Source organism: Synergistaceae bacterium DZ-S4 (genome assembly GCA_025943965.1).
In the GTDB taxonomy this organism is placed as follows: domain Bacteria; phylum Synergistota; class Synergistia; order Synergistales; family Synergistaceae; genus Caenicola; species Caenicola nitritireducens.
In genome coordinates this window covers 13,317-34,149 of sequence record JAPCWD010000016.1, presented here as the reverse complement: position 1 = coordinate 34,149, position 20,833 = coordinate 13,317, and the positions used below count along the sequence as shown (strand labels likewise).

20 protein-coding genes and 3 tRNA genes are annotated in these 20,833 nt (G+C 50.3%); all 23 read right to left on the bottom strand.

Translation table 11 applies throughout. From position 1 onward, the window contains the following. Positions 1 to 350 precede the first annotated feature (350 nt). Entirely contained in the window at positions 351 to 2,585 is a 2,235-nt protein-coding gene (locus tag OLM33_09320; protein ID MCW1713851.1) for a hypothetical protein, read from the bottom strand. Then, positions 2,585 to 3,710, bottom strand: a protein-coding gene (gene prfB / locus OLM33_09315) for a peptide chain release factor 2 (protein MCW1713850.1) whose coding sequence is annotated in 2 segments (ribosomal slippage) — positions 2,585 to 3,637 and positions 3,639 to 3,710 — 1,125 coding nt in all. Because the reading frame shifts where the segments join, the coding sequence is not laid out codon by codon here. The genes OLM33_09320 and prfB overlap by 1 nt, the downstream gene beginning before the upstream one ends. 773 nt (positions 3,711 to 4,483) lie before the next feature. After that, complete coding sequence (selD, locus tag OLM33_09310) at positions 4,484 to 5,515, bottom strand: selenide, water dikinase SelD (GenBank protein MCW1713849.1); 1,032 nt, start codon at positions 5,513 to 5,515, stop codon at positions 4,484 to 4,486. 16 nt (positions 5,516 to 5,531) lie between these two features. Beyond that, positions 5,532 to 6,542 (bottom strand): biotin--[acetyl-CoA-carboxylase] ligase, encoded by a 1,011-nt coding sequence (locus tag OLM33_09305; GenBank protein MCW1713848.1) that lies wholly within the window; start codon positions 6,540 to 6,542, stop codon positions 5,532 to 5,534. 35 nt (positions 6,543 to 6,577) lie between these two features. Beyond that, positions 6,578 to 7,705 carry an LptF/LptG family permease gene (locus tag OLM33_09300; protein MCW1713847.1) on the bottom strand — a complete coding sequence of 376 codons (1,128 nt, stop codon included), beginning with the start codon at positions 7,703 to 7,705 and terminating at the stop codon, positions 6,578 to 6,580. Then, the gene (locus OLM33_09295) at positions 7,695 to 8,174 is read right to left on the bottom strand and encodes an HAD hydrolase family protein (GenBank protein MCW1713846.1); all 480 of its coding nucleotides are present in this window, start codon (positions 8,172 to 8,174) and stop codon (positions 7,695 to 7,697) included. The genes OLM33_09300 and OLM33_09295 overlap by 11 nt, the downstream gene beginning before the upstream one ends. Further along, a complete protein-coding gene (gene lpxA, locus OLM33_09290; GenBank protein MCW1713845.1) occupies positions 8,167 to 8,994 on the bottom strand; it encodes an acyl-ACP--UDP-N-acetylglucosamine O-acyltransferase in 828 nt (275 codons plus the stop codon). The genes OLM33_09295 and lpxA overlap by 8 nt, the downstream gene beginning before the upstream one ends. Before the next feature lie 6 nt (positions 8,995 to 9,000). Continuing rightward, on the bottom strand, positions 9,001 to 9,471 hold the full coding sequence (gene fabZ, locus OLM33_09285) for a 3-hydroxyacyl-ACP dehydratase FabZ (protein MCW1713844.1): 471 nt from the start codon (positions 9,469 to 9,471) through the stop codon (positions 9,001 to 9,003). A 38-nt stretch (positions 9,472 to 9,509) separates the two neighbouring features. Then, positions 9,510 to 10,325: a UDP-3-O-acyl-N-acetylglucosamine deacetylase gene (gene lpxC / locus OLM33_09280; protein ID MCW1713843.1), complete on the bottom strand. Its 816-nt coding sequence runs from the start codon at positions 10,323 to 10,325 to the stop codon at positions 9,510 to 9,512. After that, positions 10,325 to 11,362, bottom strand: coding sequence for a UDP-3-O-(3-hydroxymyristoyl)glucosamine N-acyltransferase (gene lpxD / locus OLM33_09275; GenBank protein ID MCW1713842.1), 1,038 nt, complete (start codon positions 11,360 to 11,362; stop codon positions 10,325 to 10,327). The genes lpxC and lpxD overlap by 1 nt, the downstream gene beginning before the upstream one ends. A gap of 21 nt (positions 11,363 to 11,383) precedes the next feature. Next, positions 11,384 to 12,577 (bottom strand): hypothetical protein, encoded by a 1,194-nt coding sequence (locus OLM33_09270; GenBank protein MCW1713841.1) that lies wholly within the window; start codon positions 12,575 to 12,577, stop codon positions 11,384 to 11,386. A gap of 61 nt (positions 12,578 to 12,638) precedes the next feature. Next, positions 12,639 to 14,528, bottom strand: a complete 1,890-nt coding sequence (locus tag OLM33_09265) for a BamA/TamA family outer membrane protein (protein ID MCW1713840.1) — start codon at positions 14,526 to 14,528, stop codon at positions 12,639 to 12,641. 60 nt (positions 14,529 to 14,588) lie between these two features. Further along, entirely contained in the window at positions 14,589 to 15,209 is a 621-nt protein-coding gene (locus OLM33_09260; GenBank protein MCW1713839.1) for a hypothetical protein, read from the bottom strand. Positions 15,210 to 15,256: 47 nt separating this feature from the next. After that, positions 15,257 to 15,880 carry a sigma-70 family RNA polymerase sigma factor gene (locus tag OLM33_09255; GenBank protein MCW1713838.1) on the bottom strand — a complete coding sequence of 208 codons (624 nt, stop codon included), beginning with the start codon at positions 15,878 to 15,880 and terminating at the stop codon, positions 15,257 to 15,259. 76 nt (positions 15,881 to 15,956) lie between these two features. Continuing rightward, positions 15,957 to 16,688 (bottom strand): histidine phosphatase family protein, encoded by a 732-nt coding sequence (locus tag OLM33_09250; GenBank protein MCW1713837.1) that lies wholly within the window; start codon positions 16,686 to 16,688, stop codon positions 15,957 to 15,959. Between the two features lie 456 nt (positions 16,689 to 17,144). After that, positions 17,145 to 17,220: transfer RNA gene (locus OLM33_09245), tRNA-Thr, on the bottom strand. Positions 17,221 to 17,231: 11 nt separating this feature from the next. After that, positions 17,232 to 17,307 (bottom strand) — tRNA-Glu (locus tag OLM33_09240). Positions 17,308 to 17,313: 6 nt separating this feature from the next. Further along, positions 17,314 to 17,389, bottom strand: a tRNA-Lys gene (locus tag OLM33_09235). Positions 17,390 to 17,477: 88 nt separating this feature from the next. Next, positions 17,478 to 18,053: a DUF501 domain-containing protein gene (locus OLM33_09230; GenBank protein ID MCW1713836.1), complete on the bottom strand. Its 576-nt coding sequence runs from the start codon at positions 18,051 to 18,053 to the stop codon at positions 17,478 to 17,480. A 13-nt stretch (positions 18,054 to 18,066) separates the two neighbouring features. Next, positions 18,067 to 18,486: a S1 RNA-binding domain-containing protein gene (locus tag OLM33_09225; protein ID MCW1713835.1), complete on the bottom strand. Its 420-nt coding sequence runs from the start codon at positions 18,484 to 18,486 to the stop codon at positions 18,067 to 18,069. A gap of 93 nt (positions 18,487 to 18,579) precedes the next feature. Then, a complete protein-coding gene (locus OLM33_09220) occupies positions 18,580 to 18,972 on the bottom strand; it encodes a response regulator (protein ID MCW1713834.1) in 393 nt (130 codons plus the stop codon). A gap of 24 nt (positions 18,973 to 18,996) precedes the next feature. After that, positions 18,997 to 19,791: a GTP-sensing pleiotropic transcriptional regulator CodY gene (codY, locus tag OLM33_09215; GenBank protein ID MCW1713833.1), complete on the bottom strand. Its 795-nt coding sequence runs from the start codon at positions 19,789 to 19,791 to the stop codon at positions 18,997 to 18,999. A 76-nt stretch (positions 19,792 to 19,867) separates the two neighbouring features. Beyond that, positions 19,868 to 20,758, bottom strand: coding sequence for a tyrosine recombinase XerC (locus OLM33_09210; protein MCW1713832.1), 891 nt, complete (start codon positions 20,756 to 20,758; stop codon positions 19,868 to 19,870). Between the last annotated feature and the right edge of the window lie 75 nt (positions 20,759 to 20,833).

Here is a 20,833-nt window from a genome sequence, read left to right as displayed (position 1 = left end):
TAACGTAAGGCAGCAAATAAGACAGCCGCCGAAAAACCGGCGGCCGCAAGATGGATCATTACTTTCGAGATACAAGAAACAAAGTTTACTTTTATACTTGACAGCTGAGACGGTATCTGGATTCCCGATAGGGACATGCGGGAACGACGGTGACTTAGGTTAAGACCGATAAAGACGTTGATTTTGGGGCTCCTCGGCCTTTAGCCGCAATTCCCCGCAGCCTGGAGGCTACAAATTCTCCGCGGCATAACCCAAGCCGCAATTCCCCGCCCCTGCCCTTGGCCCCTTACGACGGCTCAGCAACCGCTCAGCCATGCTCAGCCATTGCTGAGCCGTTTTTCACGACCGCTTCACCATTTCTTCCTGATTGCTTCACGGCGATTTAATCGCCGCTTCACGGAAATTGATCCTTCCGTTTCCGGCGGAGCTTCTTCCAGATCTCCGCCTTCTGCTTCCAGCGCTTCGGCCTGGGCTCTCATTGCAGCCTCATCCTCTTCAGTCGGTCCCTCTTCTGATTTGGTGCCGACTCTTTTGATCTTGATCATTTTCCTGAGGAGACCCTCTACATAGTAGTTGGTATCGACTATCACCATCGCACCTTTTTTGATACGCTCGGCGCGGATCTCGCTCTGGAGACGGTCGTCGAAGAGGTCTTCCATGCTGGGCTGCTTGCCCTTGCCATCCTTCTCGATGGATTGGGGTCCGTCGATCTCGGCGACTATCTGGTTGTTGGTCTCCTTTATGTTGAGTTCTTTGAGCAGGTCGTCCAGGTTCGAGATAGCCCTGAGTCCCGTCGCAAGCGATTCCTGCTCAGGTTCCATTATCCCTCCGCCCCTGACAAGTATTTCGCAGAAACCTACGGCATTTTGCGGCACTATGACCGGGATCCTCTTTACCATCGATCTTTTTCGCCAAGGCCTGAGCGTTATGTTCAGTTCGATCTTATCGCCCGGGGCATACGCATCCTTCTTTTCGGCGATCTCAAGCTTTTCAATAAAGACTACACGGGCATCCCTAGTTACTTCAACATCAAGTTCCACTCCCAACGGCCTTATCTCCTGGAACTGATTTAGGGAGAATATTTCGGAAAGGTTGTCAAACTCGGTCAGCAAGGAGCCAATGAGGTCCGTATCCGAGAAGAAAATATTTCGCCTCTCCCATCCGTTGGGAAGGTTGCCACCGTAGAACCTGTATTTGAGTATCGCGGTGCCCTCTCCTCTTCTTGCCCAAAGGTCGTCAATTATCCCGAGCATTCCCATGCTCCCGATAACCGGTCCTGAAAATGAGTCCGCAGCAGTCTGGAATCTCTTTACAGTCTCCCTTTTGCTGTCAACGTCATTGAACTTTACCCTGTAACTTATCGCGGGGGCAAGCCGTCCTACGTAACCGGCTATTGCTTCTGGCCTGTCCTGGGTAATTATGCCGACTATCGGCCCCTGGTATCCGAGTTTGAAGGAACTCTCCATACCCGGGATCACCCTGAGTATCGTCGCCTCAGTAAGCGGGTATGATACCGCACCCTGCCCGGCCATCGGATGTCCGAAGCCTATGAAGCGTCCGTCTTTGGAAATGGCTGTAAGTGTGCCTATCCCTCCGATCTCTATGTCGCCCCAGGCCAGTGATGCGCCTATGGCTGAGCCCGGTTCAGGTTTAGCTTTGAGCTTTACGGCATTTCCATCCGAGGATGCTCCTCCGAGGGGGATCAGAGGCAGCCCCAGCCTCTTTTTCATCTCCTCTGTTACCCTTCCGCTGATCCCGTCGACCAGTATTGGCATCCCAAGTGGAACAAGCTCAGCGTCATATAGCTTTGCGATGTCAGCTGAGGTCGGTCCCGTCTTTATGTCGTCCGATACGGCATCTTCAGAAATCTTTCCAGTTTCATCCTGTCCTTCGCCATCATCTGGTTCTTCTTCTTTTCCGTTATCTTCCTCGGGACATTGGTCAGCCGATGTCACGTCTGCTGACGTTATCCCTTCTATCGCAAAATCACAGGGATCTGGTTTTTCTTTGATGTCTTCGGATACAGGCTCTTCCTCTTTCAGATCATCTTTCTTCTTTTCTTTTGCCTCCGGTTTTATATCGGCGCTGACCGGTTCCTTCGGTATCTTCACAGACACTCCGAACGGAGGTATCCTGTCAGGCCAGTTGAATGCCTTGACCATCTCTTCTATCGGCGTTACAAGACCGAGGTTGTTGTCGCTGAACTGCCATCCGTAACCTATTGCACCTACAAGTTTTCCTTTCACGTATACCGGCGAGCCGCTCATTCCCGCGGCAATGCCTCCGTTCGCCCTCACATAAGGATCGTCGACCCTTATCAAAATGAGATTTTTGGGGCTGGTCTTCCTTGGAACGACTCCTAATAATGTTGCAGAAAATCTGGATATCTTTGTTCCTTGAAGCACTGTCCTTATTTCAGCATCCATTCCCTCTTTGACTTCCGATAAGGGCAGTATCGGGTCAGTTGGGACAAATGGTTTTGCCTCAACAGCAAACGAAAGTACCGGCCAGGCAAGAATGGTGACGGTTGTTATGAACGTGAGGACCGTTTTGGTCAAGAGCTGTGAAGAGATCTTTTTGATCATCAGTTATCGCTCCCGTTTTGGGTTTTTCCCGTTTTCATGTACCTGAGATAACTCATTATAAGCTCGTCAAGGTCGCCGTCCAATACGCCCTGGACGTTGCCTATTTCACATCCGGAACGGTGATCTTTGATAAGCTGGAAGGGCTGGAGGGTATAGGAACGGATCTGGCTTCCCCACGCTACGGTCCTCTTCTCCCCCTTGATGTTTTCAAGCTGCTCCTGCCTCTCCCGCAGTGTCTGCTCAAAAAGTTTTGAACGGAGCACCTGCATCGCGGTGGCCCTGTTCATATGCTGCGAGCGCTCGGTCTGGCAGCTTACGACTATTCCCGAAGGAACGTGTGTGATCCTTATGGCCGAGTCGGTCATGTTGACGTACTGACCGCCTGCGCCGCTGGAACGGAATGTATCCACTTTGAGATCTTCCGGTCTTATCTCCACCTCGACGCTGTCGGGAAGGACTGGCATTACCTCAACTGAGGCGAAGCTCGTGTGACGGCGCTTAGCCGAATCGAAGGGGGATATTCTGACAAGTCTGTGGACCCCCTGTTCACCCTTCAGGTATCCGTAAGAGTAGTCGCCGTTTACGGAAATCGTTACGCTCTTTATTCCCGCTTCCTGGTCGGGAAGCTCGTCGATCAGTTTTACAGTATAATCGTTTGCTTCAGCCCAGCGCATATACATACGGTAGAGCATTTCCGCCCAGTCCTGTGAGTCAAGGCCGCCGGCTCCCGCGTGTATCGTCATGATGGCGTCTCCCGAATCATACTCGCCGTCAAGCAAAACCAGTGTCTGGTATGCCTCTATGCTTTTTGCAAGAGCTGAAGAACGCACGTAAAACTCCCGGTTGAGTTCGTCGTCATCGACTTCACTCAACAGTTCTGATATCGCCTCAAGTTCCAAAAGCTCGTTCTGAGAATTTTCGATCTTGTCAAGTCTCGACTGAAGCAGGGAAATTTCCCTGTTTACTTCATGGGCATTGTCCGACGACCAGAAGTCGGGTTCTGCGGTAAGTTTCTGGAGTTCATCTATCCTTGTTTTAAGTGAGACCGGGTCAAAGGCTATCACGCAGTTCGTCAAATGACGAACGCAGATCGGCCATGACAGTAGATATTGGCAATACTACCATAAGTACCTCTCCCTTTTATTGCGAGTGTGCATATGCTCTTATTATAACAAAGGGGTGCGCAATTGGGGCATCTCGGAGCACTAGCTTAGCAACATTTGCGGCCCTTCGCGTCGACGTATGGCAGTGCGTTGGCGAAGTGCGAAATGAAGATGCCGCGCGAAGTGGCGATTTTATCGCCGCGTGCAGTTGTAGGGGCGGTCAAAGGATCGTCAAACATTTTCAAACAGTGGTCAAACGGTAGTAAGGGCAGGGGCGGGGAATTTGCAAGGAATACACCCGCGGTGAATTCGCGTCCTTCGGCCGCTGGAGAATTTGCTTGCTTCGCATCGCGGAGAATTTGCCGGAAGACCCGCCCGGCGGTGAATGAGGACCCAGAACCGTCATCCCCGGACGCAACTTAACGGGGATCCAGATACCGTCTTTAGATTCTAGCTATGACTGGATTTATGGACCCCATACCCCAAGACGCTGGATTTCCGATTGGATCATTCGGGAACGACGGGGAGGGGGCCCTAGGTCCCCGCTCAAAGGCATATGGGGGTGGCGGTGATAGAGACAAGGCAGAATGAAGTCCTGGATCCCGGCTCAGGCCCATACATGGAAGACGATTAGGGGCTAGGGTTTTACGAGCTTAACAACCTCTTCCCGCCGGCTTGCCGGCTCTTCGCGGCGATAAAATCGCCACTTCTCGCGACATCTTCTTGCCGTCCTTCTCCCGCCCCTCCAATTGCTTGTCTACTGCCTATTGCTTGCCAAAATTAGCCCCAATTACGTTAAACCAGTTTAATAAAATTATCCCCCTCGACAAACTTACCGATCCTGACCGACCGATCAAATCCGCCGGCAATCAGCTGATTCAGCAGCTCATACTCGTGTTCTTGTTGTATGGCTATCAGGAGGCCTCCCGAGGTCTGAGGGTCAAAGACGAGATCTTCTGCAAAGATGCCCATATTTGAACCGTTTATTACTTTGGGGCCTGAGTGTTCCTTGTTACGGTATGCTCCTGCAGGTATGAGGCCCATGTCTGACATTTCCTTTATGCCCGGGAGCAGGGGCAGCCTCTCTGTTTCGATCTCTAATGCCGTCCCTTCGGAAAGAAGGTCAAGGGCATGGCCGGCAAGACCGAATCCGGTGACATCGGTGCAGGCTGTTACTGTGCTGCATATATCCTCAGACAGGACGGGGGGTATCGAATTCAATTTTGCCATGCTTTGGACTGCTGAATCTATGTTTTCATCAGAAAATAACCCTGCCTTTATCGCCGTCACGGCTATGCCTGTACCGATGGGCTTCGTGAGTATTAGGATGTCTCCGGGACCTGCAGTTCCTACTGTCCACATCCTGTCCTTTTTGACCTCGCCGAATACCACGAGCCCGTATTTGGGTTCCTCGTCCTGTACGCTGTGGCCGCCCGCCAACATAGCTCCGGCCTCGATCACCTTCTCTGCTCCCCCGTTCAGTATCTCCCTGAGCACTTCGAGAGGTTCGCAGTCAGTTGGAAAGCATACCACATTCAGCGCAATGAGCGGCCTGCCCCCCATAGCGTAAACGTCACTCAGGGAATTTGCCGCGGCAATTTTACCGAAGTAGGCAGGGGAATCGACCACCGGGGTAATGAAATCAACGGTCAGTATGCCTACCCTTTCTTCGTCGATCTTCCAAAGCGCGGCATCCTCACCCCTGTTCCATGAGGCTATAAGGCTTTCATCCCTGAAAACTGGCAGACCCTTGAGCAGGCGGTCCAGCTCCGCCGGACCTATCTTAGCCGCTCAGCCGCTTGTACGGGCACGTTCTGAAAGCCTCATACAGATCCCTTCCTTCCTATTTCATCCGCAGATGGTGTACATCAGCTGCGGCGAATATTTTCTCTTCGTTCCCCGCCTTGACTACAAGGGCACCCTGCTCAGTTATTCCAACCGCGGTGCCTCTGAATTTTTCATCGTCCTGAAGGACACTGACCTCTCTGCCGATAGTATCACACTCATTCCTGTAAACAGAAAGCAGTTTTGCTTTGCCCTCTGGCCTTTTAAGGCCAATGATCAGAGAGGAAAGGGCTTTGAGTATCCGTGCAAGCAAAAGGGGCCTCGGAACCGCCTCTCCCTTCTCTATCATTATGGAAGTGGCGATGTTCCTGTACTCCTCTTCCAGTTCCCCCTCAGTGGTATTGACATTGAGGCCTATCCCGGTGACCGCATAATAGATCCTGTCGGGTTCTCCGGCTGCCTCGCTCAGGATGCCGCATATTTTGCGTCCGTTCACAAGGATGTCGTTGGGCCACTTAAGTTTTGCGTCAAGCCCGTATACTCCGCTGAGGACAGACCCTACCGCGAGTCCTGCGGCAAGATTGAGCAGCTGGACATCGCCCGGTCTGAGCTCAGGTCTTATCAAAACTGAAAAGAGAAGGTTCTTTGAAACGGGGGCATGCCATGAACGTCCCCTCCTTCCTCTTCCCTCCGTCTGTTCGTCTGTGACAGCCACTATTCCTTCAGGGGCATCCTGGCGGGCAAGGTTTTTGATCGCGTGCTGAGTTGAGGTTATTCTTGGAAAATAAATGCTTTTTCCGAATATGGGGTCATCCCTCAGAAGGAAATCCACCAGTGTCGGACTTATCCTGTCCGTCTCTCTGACATTTTTTATCATGTAGCCCTTCTGTGGCGCTGATATTATATCAAGTCCCTCTTCCTTCAGGGCGGAGACAACTTTTGAGAGGGCCTGTCTTGAAAAGCCAAGTTTATCCGTGAGGACTGAACCGGGAACGAACTCCCCTTCATATCCCGCAAGATATTCCAGAAGCCTGCAACGGCTGTTTGTCAGGTCTTTACCGGCGAGCAAATGATCACCCCAAGAAAGATAGATCCGGAACTATGTCAGCCAAGTCTATTTGCCCTTAGCGTCAGACCGGCTCCTATTATCAAAAATACGATATTGGCAATCCAGGCTGCAAATACTGGATGAAGGTACCCCGCATCCCCAAGCGACTGTGTAAAGGAGAGGATTATATAGTAAACAAATACGATGATAACACTCAGCCCGAGCCCCATTCCCGAGCTTGACCTCTGAGGCCTGCTCCCGACTGCCGCTCCCACTATCGCCAGGACAAGACAGGCCCAGGGCACCGAGAAACGGAGGTTCATGATCATGACTATCTTGGATACGTCCATGCCCTTCTGCTTCATCATTTCTATCTCACGAAAAAGCTCGTTCAGCGTCATCTCGTCCGGAGTCCTTGAGGACCTTGCCGCCTCCTCGGGGTTGAGGTTCAGCTGAAGGGCCTGCTTGTCAAAGGTGAAAAGCAGAGACACGTCGTTTTCCTTGGTGATCTCGAAAACCTTTCCTTCTTCCAGCCACCAGCTTCCATCTATCCATTCGCCCTTTTCGGCAGAGACCAACCTGCTGAGAAGTCCGTTCTCGAATTCCTGGACCACTACATCCGACATCATTCCGTCCTTGATGTCCATCCTGTTGACATATATCACTCGCTTGAGGGAGCCACCGGATTCCTCCTTGAGGAAGACCTTTTCCTTAAAGACAGGAGGAGACTGTTTGTAGACCTCATATGCCATCACATTGGCGGCAGCTCTTTCGCTGACTGGTACCAGCGTTTCATTTATGAAAAAGGCGCCTATAGAGACTAGAAAGGCAAGAATTATAACAGGCCTTATTATCCTGTTGAACGATATTCCTGATGACTTGAGCGCCACGAGCTCTGAATTTGCGGATAGCTTGTTGAAACCGAGCAAAGCGGCAAGCAGGCAGCTCATGGGGATGGCCGCTGCAGCCATTTTGGGAAGGTAGTAGAGGAAAAGCCTTATCACTATCCCAAGAGAGACCCCATTTTTTATTATGAGGTCTGCTATCCTGAAAAGAAGCCCCCCTGCGACCATAATTATCGTAAAAGCCATCAACCCGAAGAAAAAGGGGCCAACGAGTTCTACAAAGATGAACCTGTCGAGTGCCCTGAATTTTAAATATGTGTCGAAAAAGTTATTGTTCACTTTTAACCTCATTCATCTCAATTATTTTCTCAGCGCACTCACGTATGGCTCCGTTGCCGCCGGTTCTCTCTGTCTTCCAGTCAGATGCTCTTAGGACCTCCGGAACAGCATTCGCTACGGCTATTCCCAGTCCTGCCCATTCAATGCATTCCAGATCAGGAATGTCGTCACCCGCAAAAGCAACCTCTGCAGGTGATGCCCTGTGGTTTTCCGCAAGCGCCTTAAGTTCCGCCAGTTTGTTCCTTGTCCCGTTTATGCAGCCTGTTATCCTGAGGTCGTCTGCCCTCTGCTGGGTAGCGGCTGAGTAACGGCCGCTGATAAAATATACTTTCACGCCCCTGCTGATGAGCTTTCTTATGCCATAACCATCCTGGATGTCGAAGCGTTTGAATTCCCCGCCTTTTCCATCCATGTATACTCCCCCGTCTGTCAGGGTCCCGTCGACATCAAGGGCAAAAAGTTTAATCAATGTCCTTCTCTTCCGGGTTTTTGCGGTCCCAGTCATGGTCTATCCTGGGCGAAAGCCCTCTTGTGGACGCAGCTGCAAAATCAAGGATCATCCTTCCCTCTGGAGTAGGGCCAAATTTATCCTCCAGTTCAGCAAGCCCCTCACGTATGGTCAGGCCTGGGGCATAAAGAGTACGGTACATCTGCCTGATATTCTTTCTGGTCTCTGTGTCGAATCCTCTGCGCTTAAGCCCTACCCTGTTGATGTCGTATACTTTTATGGGAGATCCGTTGGCAAGACAAAAGGGAGGAACATCCCGGACGATCTTTGAGAGACCTCCTATCATGCAGTACGAGCCAACGTGAACAAACTGGTGAAAGCCCGCCATCCCGCCGACCACGACATAATCCCCAATTTTAGTATGTCCGGAAAATCCACACTTATTGGCTATTGTACAGTCGTGCCCTATCTCAACGTTGTGAGCCAGGTGGACGTTTTCCATAATAAAGCAGTTGTCGCCTACAGTTGTGGCCTTTCCTTCTCCGACCGCCCTGTTTATAGTGACATATTCACGGCACATGAGATTGTTCCCTACCCTGACCCAGCTCTCCTCATTCCTGAAGGTTATGTCCTGGGGCTCTCCGCCGATCACAGTGTGGTCGAATATGGTACAGTCGGATCCCATCACAGTGTAGCCGTAAATGTGGACATAGGCCCTCAGTTCCGTATTGTCGCCCAGAACCACATTGTCGTCCACTATACAGAAGGGGCCTATCTTGACGTTATCTCCAAGCTGAGCTTTTGGGGAAACTATCGCCGTCGGATGTATGCAGACTCCCATCCCGGTCTACGCCTCAGGCTTGAGGGTAAGCCCGGAGGATACTACACAGCCCATAGTTCCTTCTGCGGCAAGGTCCCCGTCTATCGTTGCCCTGAACTTGAACTTGAAGTTGTTGCCCCTGCGCTTGATCAGAGTCGCTACGGTCCTGAGCTGGTCGCCCGGTTTTACCGGCCTGCGGAACTTTACTTTGTCGATCGACGTAACATAGACAAGGCGACGCTCATTCTCCTTTACCTCGGTATAAAGTTTGAGCAGGACAGCTGCTACCTGTCCCATGGACTCGATCACCAGGACACCGGGCATTACTGGTTCGTCCGGAAAGTGTCCCTGAAAGAAGGGCTCGTTTATTGATACATTCTTGACCCCAGTCACTTCGACCAGTTCGTCCGTCAGCACCACGTCCTCTATCCTGTCTACGAGAAGAAATGGATAGCGATGCGGCAAAAGGTCCAATATTTTATTGATGTCATATTTCATGATTTGTGCCTCCAGTTAATAGATTCAGTCAAAGAGAATTATAAGGCTCTTTTTATTCTGTCTACAAGCCTTCCATGAAGATCATGGCCGGCGCATATTCCAATATAGTGGGCTGCCGGTATCGCTCCAAGCAGGGAGAGGTCGCCCAGCAGATCGTTGATCTTGTGTGTGACGCATTCCAGGGGGAATCGAAGGCCACCCTCGTTCAATAGGCCCTTCTCGTCAAACATGAGCGCATTTTTCAGCGATCCTCCCTTTGCAAGACCGTTTTTCTTCAGATATTCAAGTTCAGAGGTAAGGCCAAAGGTGCGTGCCTTTGATATCCTCTCAAGGAAGACTTCGGGCGTAATTACATAAGATGCCCTCTGGGTCCCGACCGGAGTACCGGGATAGTCTATCACATAGGTGATTTTAAGTCTCTCCGAGGGAAGTGCCATTACAGAGCGGTCACCCTTGATATCATCGACTGCTATAGGTGTATGGATGATTCGCTTTTTTGCTTCGCCAAATTCTACTATGCCTGCACCGAAGAGTGCAAGGGCGAATGGATATGGACTTCCGTCAAGTATAGGCACCTCTTCTCCTTCAAGGGTTATCACCGCACTGTCTATCCCGAGCCCGGCAAGAGCGGCAAGAAGGTGTTCCGCGGTCCTTATGACAGTTCCGTCGGGGAGCCTGGATCCTGTCAGCCTGTTGTTTTCCTCGACATGTGCGGATTTGAGGGGAAACAGACCGTTTTCTGTTGAAAAATAAATGCCCTCTTTTTGGGAAGATCTTACGGATACACTTGAGACCTCTCCCGAGTGGAGCCCTATTCCGGAAAATTGTACCGGTTCAGATATGGTATGCGGCATTATTCCTTCTCCTGCTTAAGTTCGCCAAGCTTTTTTTCAATTCTTTTGACGTTTTTGACAAGGTCGGGAAGCTGCCTGAGCGCGGCAGTCTGACGAAGATCTGCTTTATGATCTATTGCGGGAAAGCCTGATACTACTGAACCAGGTGATATGTCATCCGTTATTCCGGCCCTGCCGGCAGCAATTACTCCGTCACCCACCTTCGCGTGGTTGCCGACTCCCGACTGTGCCGCCATCGTGACACCATTACCAAGAGTGCTGCTTCCCGCGAGACCTGTTTGTGCTACTATTATGCAGTACTCACCCACTGTGCAGTTGTGGGCGATCTTCACGTGGCTGTCGATCTTGGTACCCTTGGATATCCTCGTTTCCCCAAAGGTCCCCCTGTCTATGCTTGAGCAGACACCTATCTCCACATCGTCTTCAATTACTGCTGTGCCTATCTGAGGTATGCGGAGCAGTCCCTTTTCGGCGTCTGGCATGAATCCAAAACCTTCACATCCGACCACTGCATTTGCGTGTACGATGCAGTTCCGGCCCAATGATGACCTGTCGTAGATGACAACGCCGGGTTCGATCTGTGTATTTTCGCCCACAGAAACATGCTTTCCAAGCCATACGTTCCCGGCAAGCAGACATCCGTCTCCGATCCTGCAATGTGCTGAGACCACGCAGCCGGGTCCTATGGTCACCTTCTCGCCTATAACGGCGCTTTCTGATATTACAGCGGTCTCATGTATTTCAGGAAGTTCAGCTGTTCTCTCCGTATCAAAATATTCAAGAAGCGTTACGAGAGCCCTTCTTGGATCTTCAACTTCCACTCCTTCTCCGTCTTCCCGTATCCATCCCTCTTTCGTGAGAAGGACAGCCTCAGGATCGGCGTCCTGTACAAGCTTTTTTTCCCAAAGAGGTGATATAGATCCCGGACATGGCGCCTCGGGTGAAGTTATTGACGTGACGACACGGTCACCGTCACCCTTGAGCGTTCCGCCCACCATCTCTGATATCTTTGCCAATGTAAGTCCTTCAATGCCCATTCTTTCATTTCCTTTCAGATGCTAAAGGTTTCCTATCATCCTCAGCCCCAGTGAATCTTCGTCACGTGTGTCATAGTGGAGCTCAAACGATATGTATTCAGTTGCCTTGTAACCTATGGCCGCATTGTATTCCCCGTCTTCCCTCCAGCGGAACCATGCATACGGCTTGTGCATCCGCGGTTCGATGTTGATCCTGCCCCACCACATGCTGTCCCTTGAGGACCATTCTCCGCCTATCCAGACATCTCCCCAGGGCGACCACCTAAGACCTAATCTCCCTTCGGGATCCCAGTCCTGAAGTTCGAGGATGCCCTCACCATATACCTCCATGCTCCACTTAGAGAATGTTTTTATCTTCCGGCCGAGGTGGACGCCGAATTCTCCGGTCCTGTCCCTGGTGCCGGCATATAGGGCAGCCCATGCGCCTATAGTGTAGTGCCTGCTCTCGACATTGACCTTCATCTGTGATACCTGACCGGCAGAAAATGAGGCTTTAGGTTCAGCGGAAGTCCTTTCTACCACGCCTCTTGTCTGGAGGAATGTCTCGGTCCAAAGGTTTATCTGCTTCTCGTGCCTTTTGGTCCAGGCAACGGGCAGCCCTATAAAGGGCGCGGACCTCTCCATCAGGTCTTCCCTCAGGTCCTCGTGCAAAAGCGTAGGCAGTGAGTTTGATGTCAGAGTGGGGTTTACGGCAAGAACAAGGGGCAGTTCCGGGGCAAGGGAGATCTTCATCTTGTATCCGCCATTTTCGGAATGGACCATGAGTGTGGGTTTCCAGCCCGGAAGTACCGGGGCTAATATTCTGAGGACTTCTTCTTTCAGCCCGGAGTCACACCAGTTTAGTGCTTCTACCGGCAGTCCCCTGATAAGCCCGCTGAGAGGTGTTTCGATCAATGAGATGTCCTCCCTGATCCACTGCAAGGGGGGGGCCTGTATCTGCGGCGTCTGCACTTCGACCTTCCACTCATGAGGAGACTTTTCAGGAGAAAGTCCTATCTTTATCACACCCGAAGAGATCTTTACCGAATCTACACTGTACCCGTCAAAAAGCTTCTCTGAAATTACTTTTATGACTCTTTCCGTGCTTTCATCGGACTGTGTTTCCGGCATCCGTTCGGCTACTGCTGATATGCTTCTTTCAACAATTGCCCCCAGCCAGTCGGACACCCCGACTGCCTCGACTCTGTATGACGCTGACGCGTCACCGGTAAACATAAGAAGGGTCGCGGCTGTGAAGACGGCCGCAACCCATAGTTTTAACGTATATTTGTCTTGCTTAGAAAAGTTCTCCGAAGCCAAAGTGGAATCTGCCCTCATCGCCTGTGGCATAGTCAAGCCTTAGATTTCCAAGCGGAGTGTTTATCCTGACTCCGAATCCGGGGGACGAGCCCATATCGCTTCCGAAGCTGGCTGAATCACCCTCTTTTCTCCATGCGCGGCCAATATCATAGAATGCTACAAGGGAGAAATTCTTATCCATCGGAACTCTGAGCTCGAAGTTGCCGAGCAGCATCTCTTCCCCATGATAACGGTCATCGTCGTAACCGCGGAGCGTTGTGTCTCCTCCGACCGTGTACATCTGTTCATACGGGACATCTCCCGAAGACGATCCCACGATTATCCTTGAAGCAAATATAACGGGTCTTTCTGTATTTCCTCCAAAAGATGTTTCGAAGAAATCTTTAAATAACTTGTCAACTGTAAAGTAGAACTTTGCTTCCAGCCAATATTTGAAATAACTGTAATCTACGCCCTCAACGTCTGCCTGTCCATACTGGACGTTGAGCGTCTGGACGTCACCTTTTGAGTAGGGCAGATATTCGTCGATGTTCAGGCGGCGGACGGATGCAGTGACCGAATAATATGTACCATCACCAAGATCATCAAGTACAGTGGTAGGCGGCACCTTTTCGTCTATCGGAATATTGCCCCAGTTGCTCTTTTCATATCCCGCCGGTGGATTGTCAGGTTCGTTTTTAACTTCATGCCAGTCGAATAGCAGATACCAGTTATAGAGGGAATCATCCTTGAACTTTCGGCCAAAACCGAAGAATGCACCTGTCTTGTCCCTGTCATATCTGAATCTTTCCTGATCATCAACGTAGTATCTTAAATCATCCCAGGCTCTTTTGTAGCCGCCAATCTTCCAGGCCGTAACTTTCCCGCTCATGTAAGGCTGTTCATAGCTGACCCAGTACTCTTCTCTGTTGCCAAGGTCAAATCCAACGCTGAGCTTCATTCCCCGGCCGCCTATGTTTGTATTTTCATAACTGAGCCCGCCGCCGAAGCCGCTCTGCGTTCCGTATGCGATGTTGAAACCAAGCTTGCCAGTACGGCCCTCTTCGACCGTAAGGACAACTATCACGTCATCAGGGTTTTCACCGGGCTCGAAGTTAACGTTAACGTCGCTGAAGAAGCCTACGCCCTGAAGTCTGCTGAGTGATAGGCGAAGCTTGTTTGCGTTGAAGAGTTCTCCCTCTTTTATCTTGAGGTAACGCTGCACCACGTGGGTCTTGGTGATCTTATTGCCCTGGATCACTATCTGGCTTATCTTAGGCTCAACTATGACAACATTGATCTCAGTACCCTCAATGCGCACGTCGGCCACGTTAGCCATTACATATCCGTCTGACTGGTACTTTTCCTTTATCCTCTGGAGATCGTTCCTGAAAAATGTCCGATTGAAGATCATACCCGGCTTTGTAAAAATCATCTCTTCGAGTTTTTCACTTGTGTAGACCGTGTTGCCCTCAAAATTTATCTTGCTGACAACTGGGTTTTCCTGAACGAGAAATACGACATCTACTCCGCCTTCCTTGTCCGTCACCCGGTAGTCGGTAGCAACGAAAAATCCGAGCTCGAATATTGCCTCGGCATCCTTCCGAAGTTTCTCCTCGTCGACCGGCTCGCCAACCTTGGAGGTGATTATGCTCATTATGTGTTCGGTTACGACTTCAGAATTTCCCTGGACAGAAATGTTCAGGATGGCGGGACCTGTGAGCTCCGGGAGTTTTTGGTCCTCGACAGGCTTCTCGGTTCCGTTATCCGCTGTCACCGTTTCTCGGATATCAGGGGAGGCCAGTCCTTCTTCTGCAGCATAGGCAGGTGTTAGTACCAACAGAAAAACAAGGGCAACGACGGAGAGAGACCTGACACGGAAAGACACAAAAAACCACTCCTCTGAAATGGATACGAGATTTCAGCGCAAAGATCCTGCGCAATGCCGCTATTTGATAACTTTGATCGCAGGTGTATCTCCTCTCAGAGCTTTTTCCCCTATCTGCAATAGAGCGAGAAGATCTTCTGCGCTTATTCCTGCTTCCGATCTGACGGATGACTCTCGGACAGCAGGTTTTTCCGAAACAATAATTTCTTTCTCCGGGGTCCTGGCCACTGTTCCCTTTTTGGCAGGCGCAGAGAAAATACCTTGTGCCGCCGTCCTTCCGATATTCTGGCCGCTGAGATCTTCCCTCAGTGTCCTCAGGAGTTCGTCTTCCTCTCTGGTGACCCAGGCCAGCACCTCTTCCCCGTTGTTATGTAACGGTACTGAGGCAGTCTGTGGCGTCCATGGTCTCTCAGATTCCACGGCAAGAGGTATCGTAGAGACCATAACTATGAAAAGAGCGATCCCTATGCTTCTGATACTCATGGTGACTGCGGATCCGCTGAATATGGCGGCTGTCGAGGTCTGCTCGTTTTCGAGCATATGAGCAAGGTCTTCCCTTATCTCGCGCACCTCGGCAGAAAGACAGTCAGCCTCCACAAGGGCAGAGTCCCATCTTTCCTTGTCACAGGCGGCGGAGAGTCTGTCAAGCCATCTTTGTATCCTTGAGATCTTCTTTTTCATGAGTTACTCCTCCATGCAGATATGGGATGTGTTATTATTATCCCGTTTTACATGGCGGAAGTGGCTTCATCCGCCTTCAGCCACTTGCGTAATTTAGCTATCGCTTTTCTGCGTATCCTGTATATATGACTGATGTCAAGATCTGCCTCTTCTGCAACCTCTCTTGCCATCCTGCCTTCTATCACAAGCGCCTTCACTATTTCAGCCTCTCTTTGGGAAAGGCTGTTCATTGCCTCTTCAAGATCAAGTGTCCACTCTGCTCTGTCTGCATGTTCCGATACTGAGCCTGACTGCAGAGACTCGTGCATAAATACTGTTTCGTCGTCCGTTGGGATCGGAGCCTTCGATTCCACCCGCTGGATAAAATTTATCATCCCGCCTTTGATCTTGTAGTAAGCAAGGGTGGAGAAACAGTTGTTCCTTTCGACGTCGAAACGATCGACAGCGTTGATAAGTGAAAGCATTCCTTCCTGGATAAGATCCGGGTAGGTACTGTATGGGACTCTGAGTTTTTTTGCAAGCCAATATACCATAGGCCTGTATGCCAGGATCAGTTCCTCGCGTGCTTCTTCGTCTCCCTCGGAACATCTCCGCCACAGTTCCCTTTCAGCTTCCGCCCTATTCTCGTCGCATGCTGTCATTTCTTTTTCGGGATCGCTTTTCAAATGCATATCCTCGTTTCGCAATTTCTTCCTGCTCGTCTGTTATCACACCTACAATAGTGATTTTACCATTAATCAGGAAAATCTACCACGGCAAAGGAATATCTTTGATGCAGTCCATATTTGTCCTTAGGTGTAAGGTATCATTGAAAAATACGATGAAAGCCCTGTTTTTCTTATCTATCCCTATCCCGGAAAGCGAACAGTTGTCCATCTTCATCCGCCAGAATACGTTTACCCTCTGTATCTTTATCAGGGGCAGAAGAAGCGTTCTGAATAGTGCTCCGTGCCCCACCACGACAACATGTTCATCCTTAAGGGCCAGTATCCTGGCAGCGCATGCCTCAGCCCTCCTGTAGACAATGTCGGCATCCTCTCCGTTAGTCGCTGTCACATCCACCTGTGAGGACTTCCACCTTTCGAAGAGGTCCTCTCCGAACCTTTCCTTGATTTGTGGAACTGTCAGGCCCTCCCACTCTCCAAAGTCCACTTCCCTGAGTTCGTCCCATGTCTCGACGCTGTTTTTTCCTATTATCTCCGCGATTATTGAAGCAGTCTTCATTGAACGTCCCAGAGGGCTTGAGATCACCCTGTCCACAGATTCGCATGAAAGCCTCATTGCCGCTCTTTTGGCCTGTTCTTCCCCTTCAGCGGCCAGCGGAACATCCGTGATGCCTTGATAGCGGAATTTCTTGTTCCACTCAGTTATTCCATGTCTTACAAGCGTGATCTTTCTTTTTATAACCAGCGAAAGCCCTGGGGTCTCCTGGGGGTCATTTTTGTTCTTTTCGGTAAGTGAGTTATAGTTTATAGACACTGCATTTGTCTCCTTCATGCTGAATGAGTATTTGTGAAACTGCGACAAATACGGTCGCGTGAAGCGATGGTGCAATGGTAAAGCTATTGTTTATTTAACATGGCTGAGCCGTCGCAAATACAGTCAAACAATCTGTACTGTCGACTTACAAACACGACATCTATTCTGACATAGAGGGACCGTTTGACTACTGTTTGACAACGTTTGACTATCGTTTGACCGCCCTCACAACGGCTTCACCATTGCTTCACGCCGGTGCTATCCCGGCATTTTCACAAAGGTATCCATCGCCTCACGCGGCGTGACCCTGCCGAAGTTTCACCATGGTTCCCTGCCATCAGGAATTCTAACAGATAGCGGGCCTGCTGAACAGAAATAAGGGGTGATTTAAAATGGGCAGAACTACAGAAAAAAAGACCCCGGCGCTTTTGGCCGAAGTCTTGATATGATCGGAAGTGGAGCCAGCGTCCGGATTCGGACCGGAGACCTGCGCATTACGAGTGCGCTGCTCTACCAACTGAGCTACGCTGGCCTCTAAAATAATGGCGGTCCCAACGAGATTCGAACTCGTGTCGCCGCCTTGAAAGGGCGGTGTCCTAGGCCTCTGGACGATGGGACCGCAAAGTGGTGAGCCGTCCGGGACTCGAACCCGGGACACCCGGATTAAAAGTCCGGTGCTCTGCCAACTGAGCTAACGGCTCAAAAATGTACATCACGATGGGATATTCTACAGGCTTTTACGAGAAAGTCAATAAGAACTTGTAAAATTATACTATACTCGGACGATTTTTAACTATAATGGCTGTTTTCCTCGTTATTTCCGCAGAGCCCGCAGGTACATTCTGTAGTTTCGAGTTCTTTTTGCAGCCAGTCTGCAGCAGGATGATATCTCCATCCGATCCATGTAGCTGCCTGAAGATGAAGGCATTTAACTGCATGCGGAGCTCCATCATTGTCGATCCCTCCGACTCCGGTCGGGATATCAATGCCGATCTCGGATATACTCTTTCTTAAAAGAGCATATTTTTCGTGCCATCGCGCTACCTCAGTTGCCTTTTCGCTGAAAAGTTCTTCCAGTTCCCGGATCTTATGGAGGGATTCGAGCTCGCCGCATTTCCGGTCAAGATAGGGACATGTGAGCCAGAATAGAGTTGGAAAAGGACTGCCTCCTTTCCTTTCGGGGCGGCATACCAACACTTGCGGGAAACCAAACGAGCATCTCGCCCCAACTGCATAAACTAATGATAAATCAAAGCGTCTCCGTCTGTTCCTCTTACGAAGCAGAATGACATCGTTTTCACTCAGGGGAGTCCAAAAAGCCGGCAGACTTTTGTCCGCCGGCTGCTTGAATGTTTTTATGTCCATTGCCCGACCGCAGCTATTTTTTGCCTGACTGGCCTGCTGCTGGACGTTTTTTAGAGCTGCGGACTTCTTTTGATCTGCTGAGATCTGCAATTTTTTCATCGCTGGATTTAAGGAATGTCGACAGCTTCTTTTCAAAGTCGTCTTCACGGTAAGCCGGCCTTGCCGGAGGCTCTTTGACCTGAAGTGCCTTGATGGAAAGGTCTATCCTGCCCTTGTCGTCAATTTTGATGACCTTGGCAGTTATCTTCTGACCAACTTCCAAGACATCCTCGACTTTTTTGACATAGTTGTGGGACAGCTCTGATATGTGGACCATTGCCTTCTGCCCCGAATCAAGCCTGATAAAAGCTCCATATGCTGCCACATGCTCGACCGATCCGCTCAGCACATCCCCCACGCTTACTCCTGTTGCTGCGGGTACCTTATCTACCATATGCGGTTCTTACCTCCAAGGGAAATATGTCTCCGTTCGTCACAGAGCTTTTAAATATCATGGAGCGCATTTTACCATAATAAATAAAAATGGCTACTCCTTTGTTGCGAATATGTGATTCTTATGGCGAAGCGCCTTCTCTATTGCTTCTACAACCTTCTCTGCCTGGACTGGCTTTATGAAGAAATCTGCAGCCCCGGCCCTGATGGCTTCGACCACCAGGTTCTGCTGCCCCATGGATGCAGACATTATGATCCTGGACTCGGGATATCTCTCCTTGATCTCCTTAAGGGCCTGAATGCCGCTCATCTCAGGCATCATTATATCGAGCGTCACGACGTCGGGCTTTATCTTTTCATAGAGTTCCAGAACCTCTTTGCCGTTCTCTGCCTCTCCGGCAACATCGAATCCGTTTCTAAGAAGCAGATCCTTAAGGATCGAACGCATATTGGCCGAATCGTCAGCTATCAGGATCTTTGCCTTCAAGGTATCTCCCTCCCTCAGTAATTTTTAACGAGAGACTGTTATTCCAAGCTCCTCTAAAAAGAGCGGACTGAGAACTTTGATGTAAGTCCCCTTCATTCCAAGGCTCCTGCTCTCTATGATACCCGCACTTCCAAGTTTTCTCAATGCGTTGACGATCACGCTTCTGGTCACGCCAACTCTGTCTGCCACTTTGCTTGCCACTACCACTCCTTCAGCTCCGCCAAGATCTTCGATTATATGCCTTACGGATTCGACTTCGGAGTAAGAGAGGGCTCTCATAGCCATCTGAACGACAAGACGCTCGCGTCCGCGCTCCTCGATCGACTTTCCCCTGTCATTGAGAATTTCCAGGCCGACCACCGTACCAAGGTATTCGGCAAGGACAAGATCCCTGGTATCGAACTGACAGCCGAAACGGGCAAGGATAAGCGTGCCGAGCCTTTCTCCTGAACCGTTGATCGGGACCAGCAGCACATGCTTGTTTGAATACGTGCAAGGTTGGTCTGCGTATGCGCAAAGACCGTGATCAGTGTGGTTCAGTATCGATTCATGGAAAGAGTTTACCTTTTCCACATATGCTGCCGGCATCGCTCCGTCAAGGAGCTGATCCGCCATGATCGGACAGTCATATTCGCTTATCCAGGCATAACCGAGGATCCTTCCCTCACCGTTGATGACGTAAACGTTAGCTGCAGAGAGGTCTGACATGAGCCTTGCCAGTCTGGGATAGTCGGGTGCACCCCGTTCTTTGCGAGCCTGAAGGGCACGGCTTACCATCCTCGTTTTCTCAAGAAGATCCTGCATTGCGGCAGGATTCATAATTTTCGGCCTTGCTTCGATAAGTTCTTTTGGTGTGTCCATTGCAACAACTTCCTTCCCTGTTTTTCTATTTTGTTCACTGCTCGTGTGCTCTCGGATGATATTCCAGATAACTTCTCTTCATCTGTTCGGCTGTGATGGACAGATACCTCTGGGTCGCGGCTATGCTTTCGTGACCCAAAAGTTCCTGGACCACTCTCAGCGGAGCTCCTCTCTCCAACAGATGTGTTGCAAAACAGTGCCTGAGTGTATGTGGTGAAACGCCGTAAATGCCTATGCGCATTGCGGCTTTTTGGACCAGTCTGTGTACGGTCCGGACTGTCAGCCTCTCGGCTCCCTTTTCCGATTTGAAGAGGGGCCCCCTCTTTCCTTCTGGGGGAATGGGCCTCCAGTCCTCAAGAAGCTTTTTCACACCCTTGCCAAAGGGGACCAGACGTTCCTTGGAACCCTTGCCGATGACCCTAATTATCCTCTGATCCGTTTCAATATCTTCCCAATTCAAATCTATAAGCTCAGATACGCGCAGACCCGAACCGTATAAAAGTTCAAGCACAAGTCTGTCTCTCTGATAGTGCTTCCCGTGCTCGGGACCCTCGACAAGAAGTTTTTCCGTATCCTCGCACGACAGAGCCTTGGGCAAAGAAGAGGGCAGTTTAGGTCCCTTTAGTCCAGCTGCGACTCCATAATCAAGGATTTCCCTTGAGGAAAGCCACTTAATGAAGCCCCTTACTGCCGAGAGTTTTCTGGCAGCAGATGTTTTGGCTATGCCATAACCAATGATATTTGAAAGATAGACCCGGACAGACTGAGCGTCTATCTCAGATACATCAGGAATGTCCTGCCTCAGCAAATACTCCCTGAACTGCTCCAGATCCACCCTGTAGTTCGTAACGGTGTTTTTCGAGCGTCCGCGTGACTCTATAGTTGATAAAAACAAGTCTATGTTTGCCGAGATGTTTTCCGTCATGAATGGTATTCTAGCATGTAGGAATGAAATTTCAAGCGAATTTTAAGAAAATTCACAAGATACGGTCATTTGTTG

Coding starts and splice junctions, on each gene's coding strand:
- codY (MCW1713833.1), bottom strand. CDS start 19,791: ATGAATCCTGCCGCAATGCAGGATCTTCTTGAGAAAACGAGGATGGTA.
- lpxD (MCW1713842.1), bottom strand. CDS start 11,362: ATGGGCATTGAAGGACTTACATTGGCAAAGATATCAGAGATGGTGGGC.
- OLM33_09270 (MCW1713841.1), bottom strand. CDS start 12,577: ATGTTTACCGGTGACGCGTCAGCGTCATACAGAGTCGAGGCAGTCGGG.
- OLM33_09260 (MCW1713839.1), bottom strand. CDS start 15,209: ATGAAAAAGAAGATCTCAAGGATACAAAGATGGCTTGACAGACTCTCC.
- OLM33_09230 (MCW1713836.1), bottom strand. CDS start 18,053: ATGGACATAAAAACATTCAAGCAGCCGGCGGACAAAAGTCTGCCGGCT.
- lpxC (MCW1713843.1), bottom strand. CDS start 10,325: ATGCCGCATACCATATCTGAACCGGTACAATTTTCCGGAATAGGGCTC.
- OLM33_09225 (MCW1713835.1), bottom strand. CDS start 18,486: ATGGTAGATAAGGTACCCGCAGCAACAGGAGTAAGCGTGGGGGATGTG.
- lpxA (MCW1713845.1), bottom strand. CDS start 8,994: ATGGGAGTCTGCATACATCCGACGGCGATAGTTTCCCCAAAAGCTCAG.
- OLM33_09210 (MCW1713832.1), bottom strand. CDS start 20,758: ATGACGGAAAACATCTCGGCAAACATAGACTTGTTTTTATCAACTATA.
- OLM33_09320 (MCW1713851.1), bottom strand. CDS start 2,585: ATGATCAAAAAGATCTCTTCACAGCTCTTGACCAAAACGGTCCTCACG.
- fabZ (MCW1713844.1), bottom strand. CDS start 9,471: ATGAAATATGACATCAATAAAATATTGGACCTTTTGCCGCATCGCTAT.
- OLM33_09255 (MCW1713838.1), bottom strand. CDS start 15,880: ATGCATTTGAAAAGCGATCCCGAAAAAGAAATGACAGCATGCGACGAG.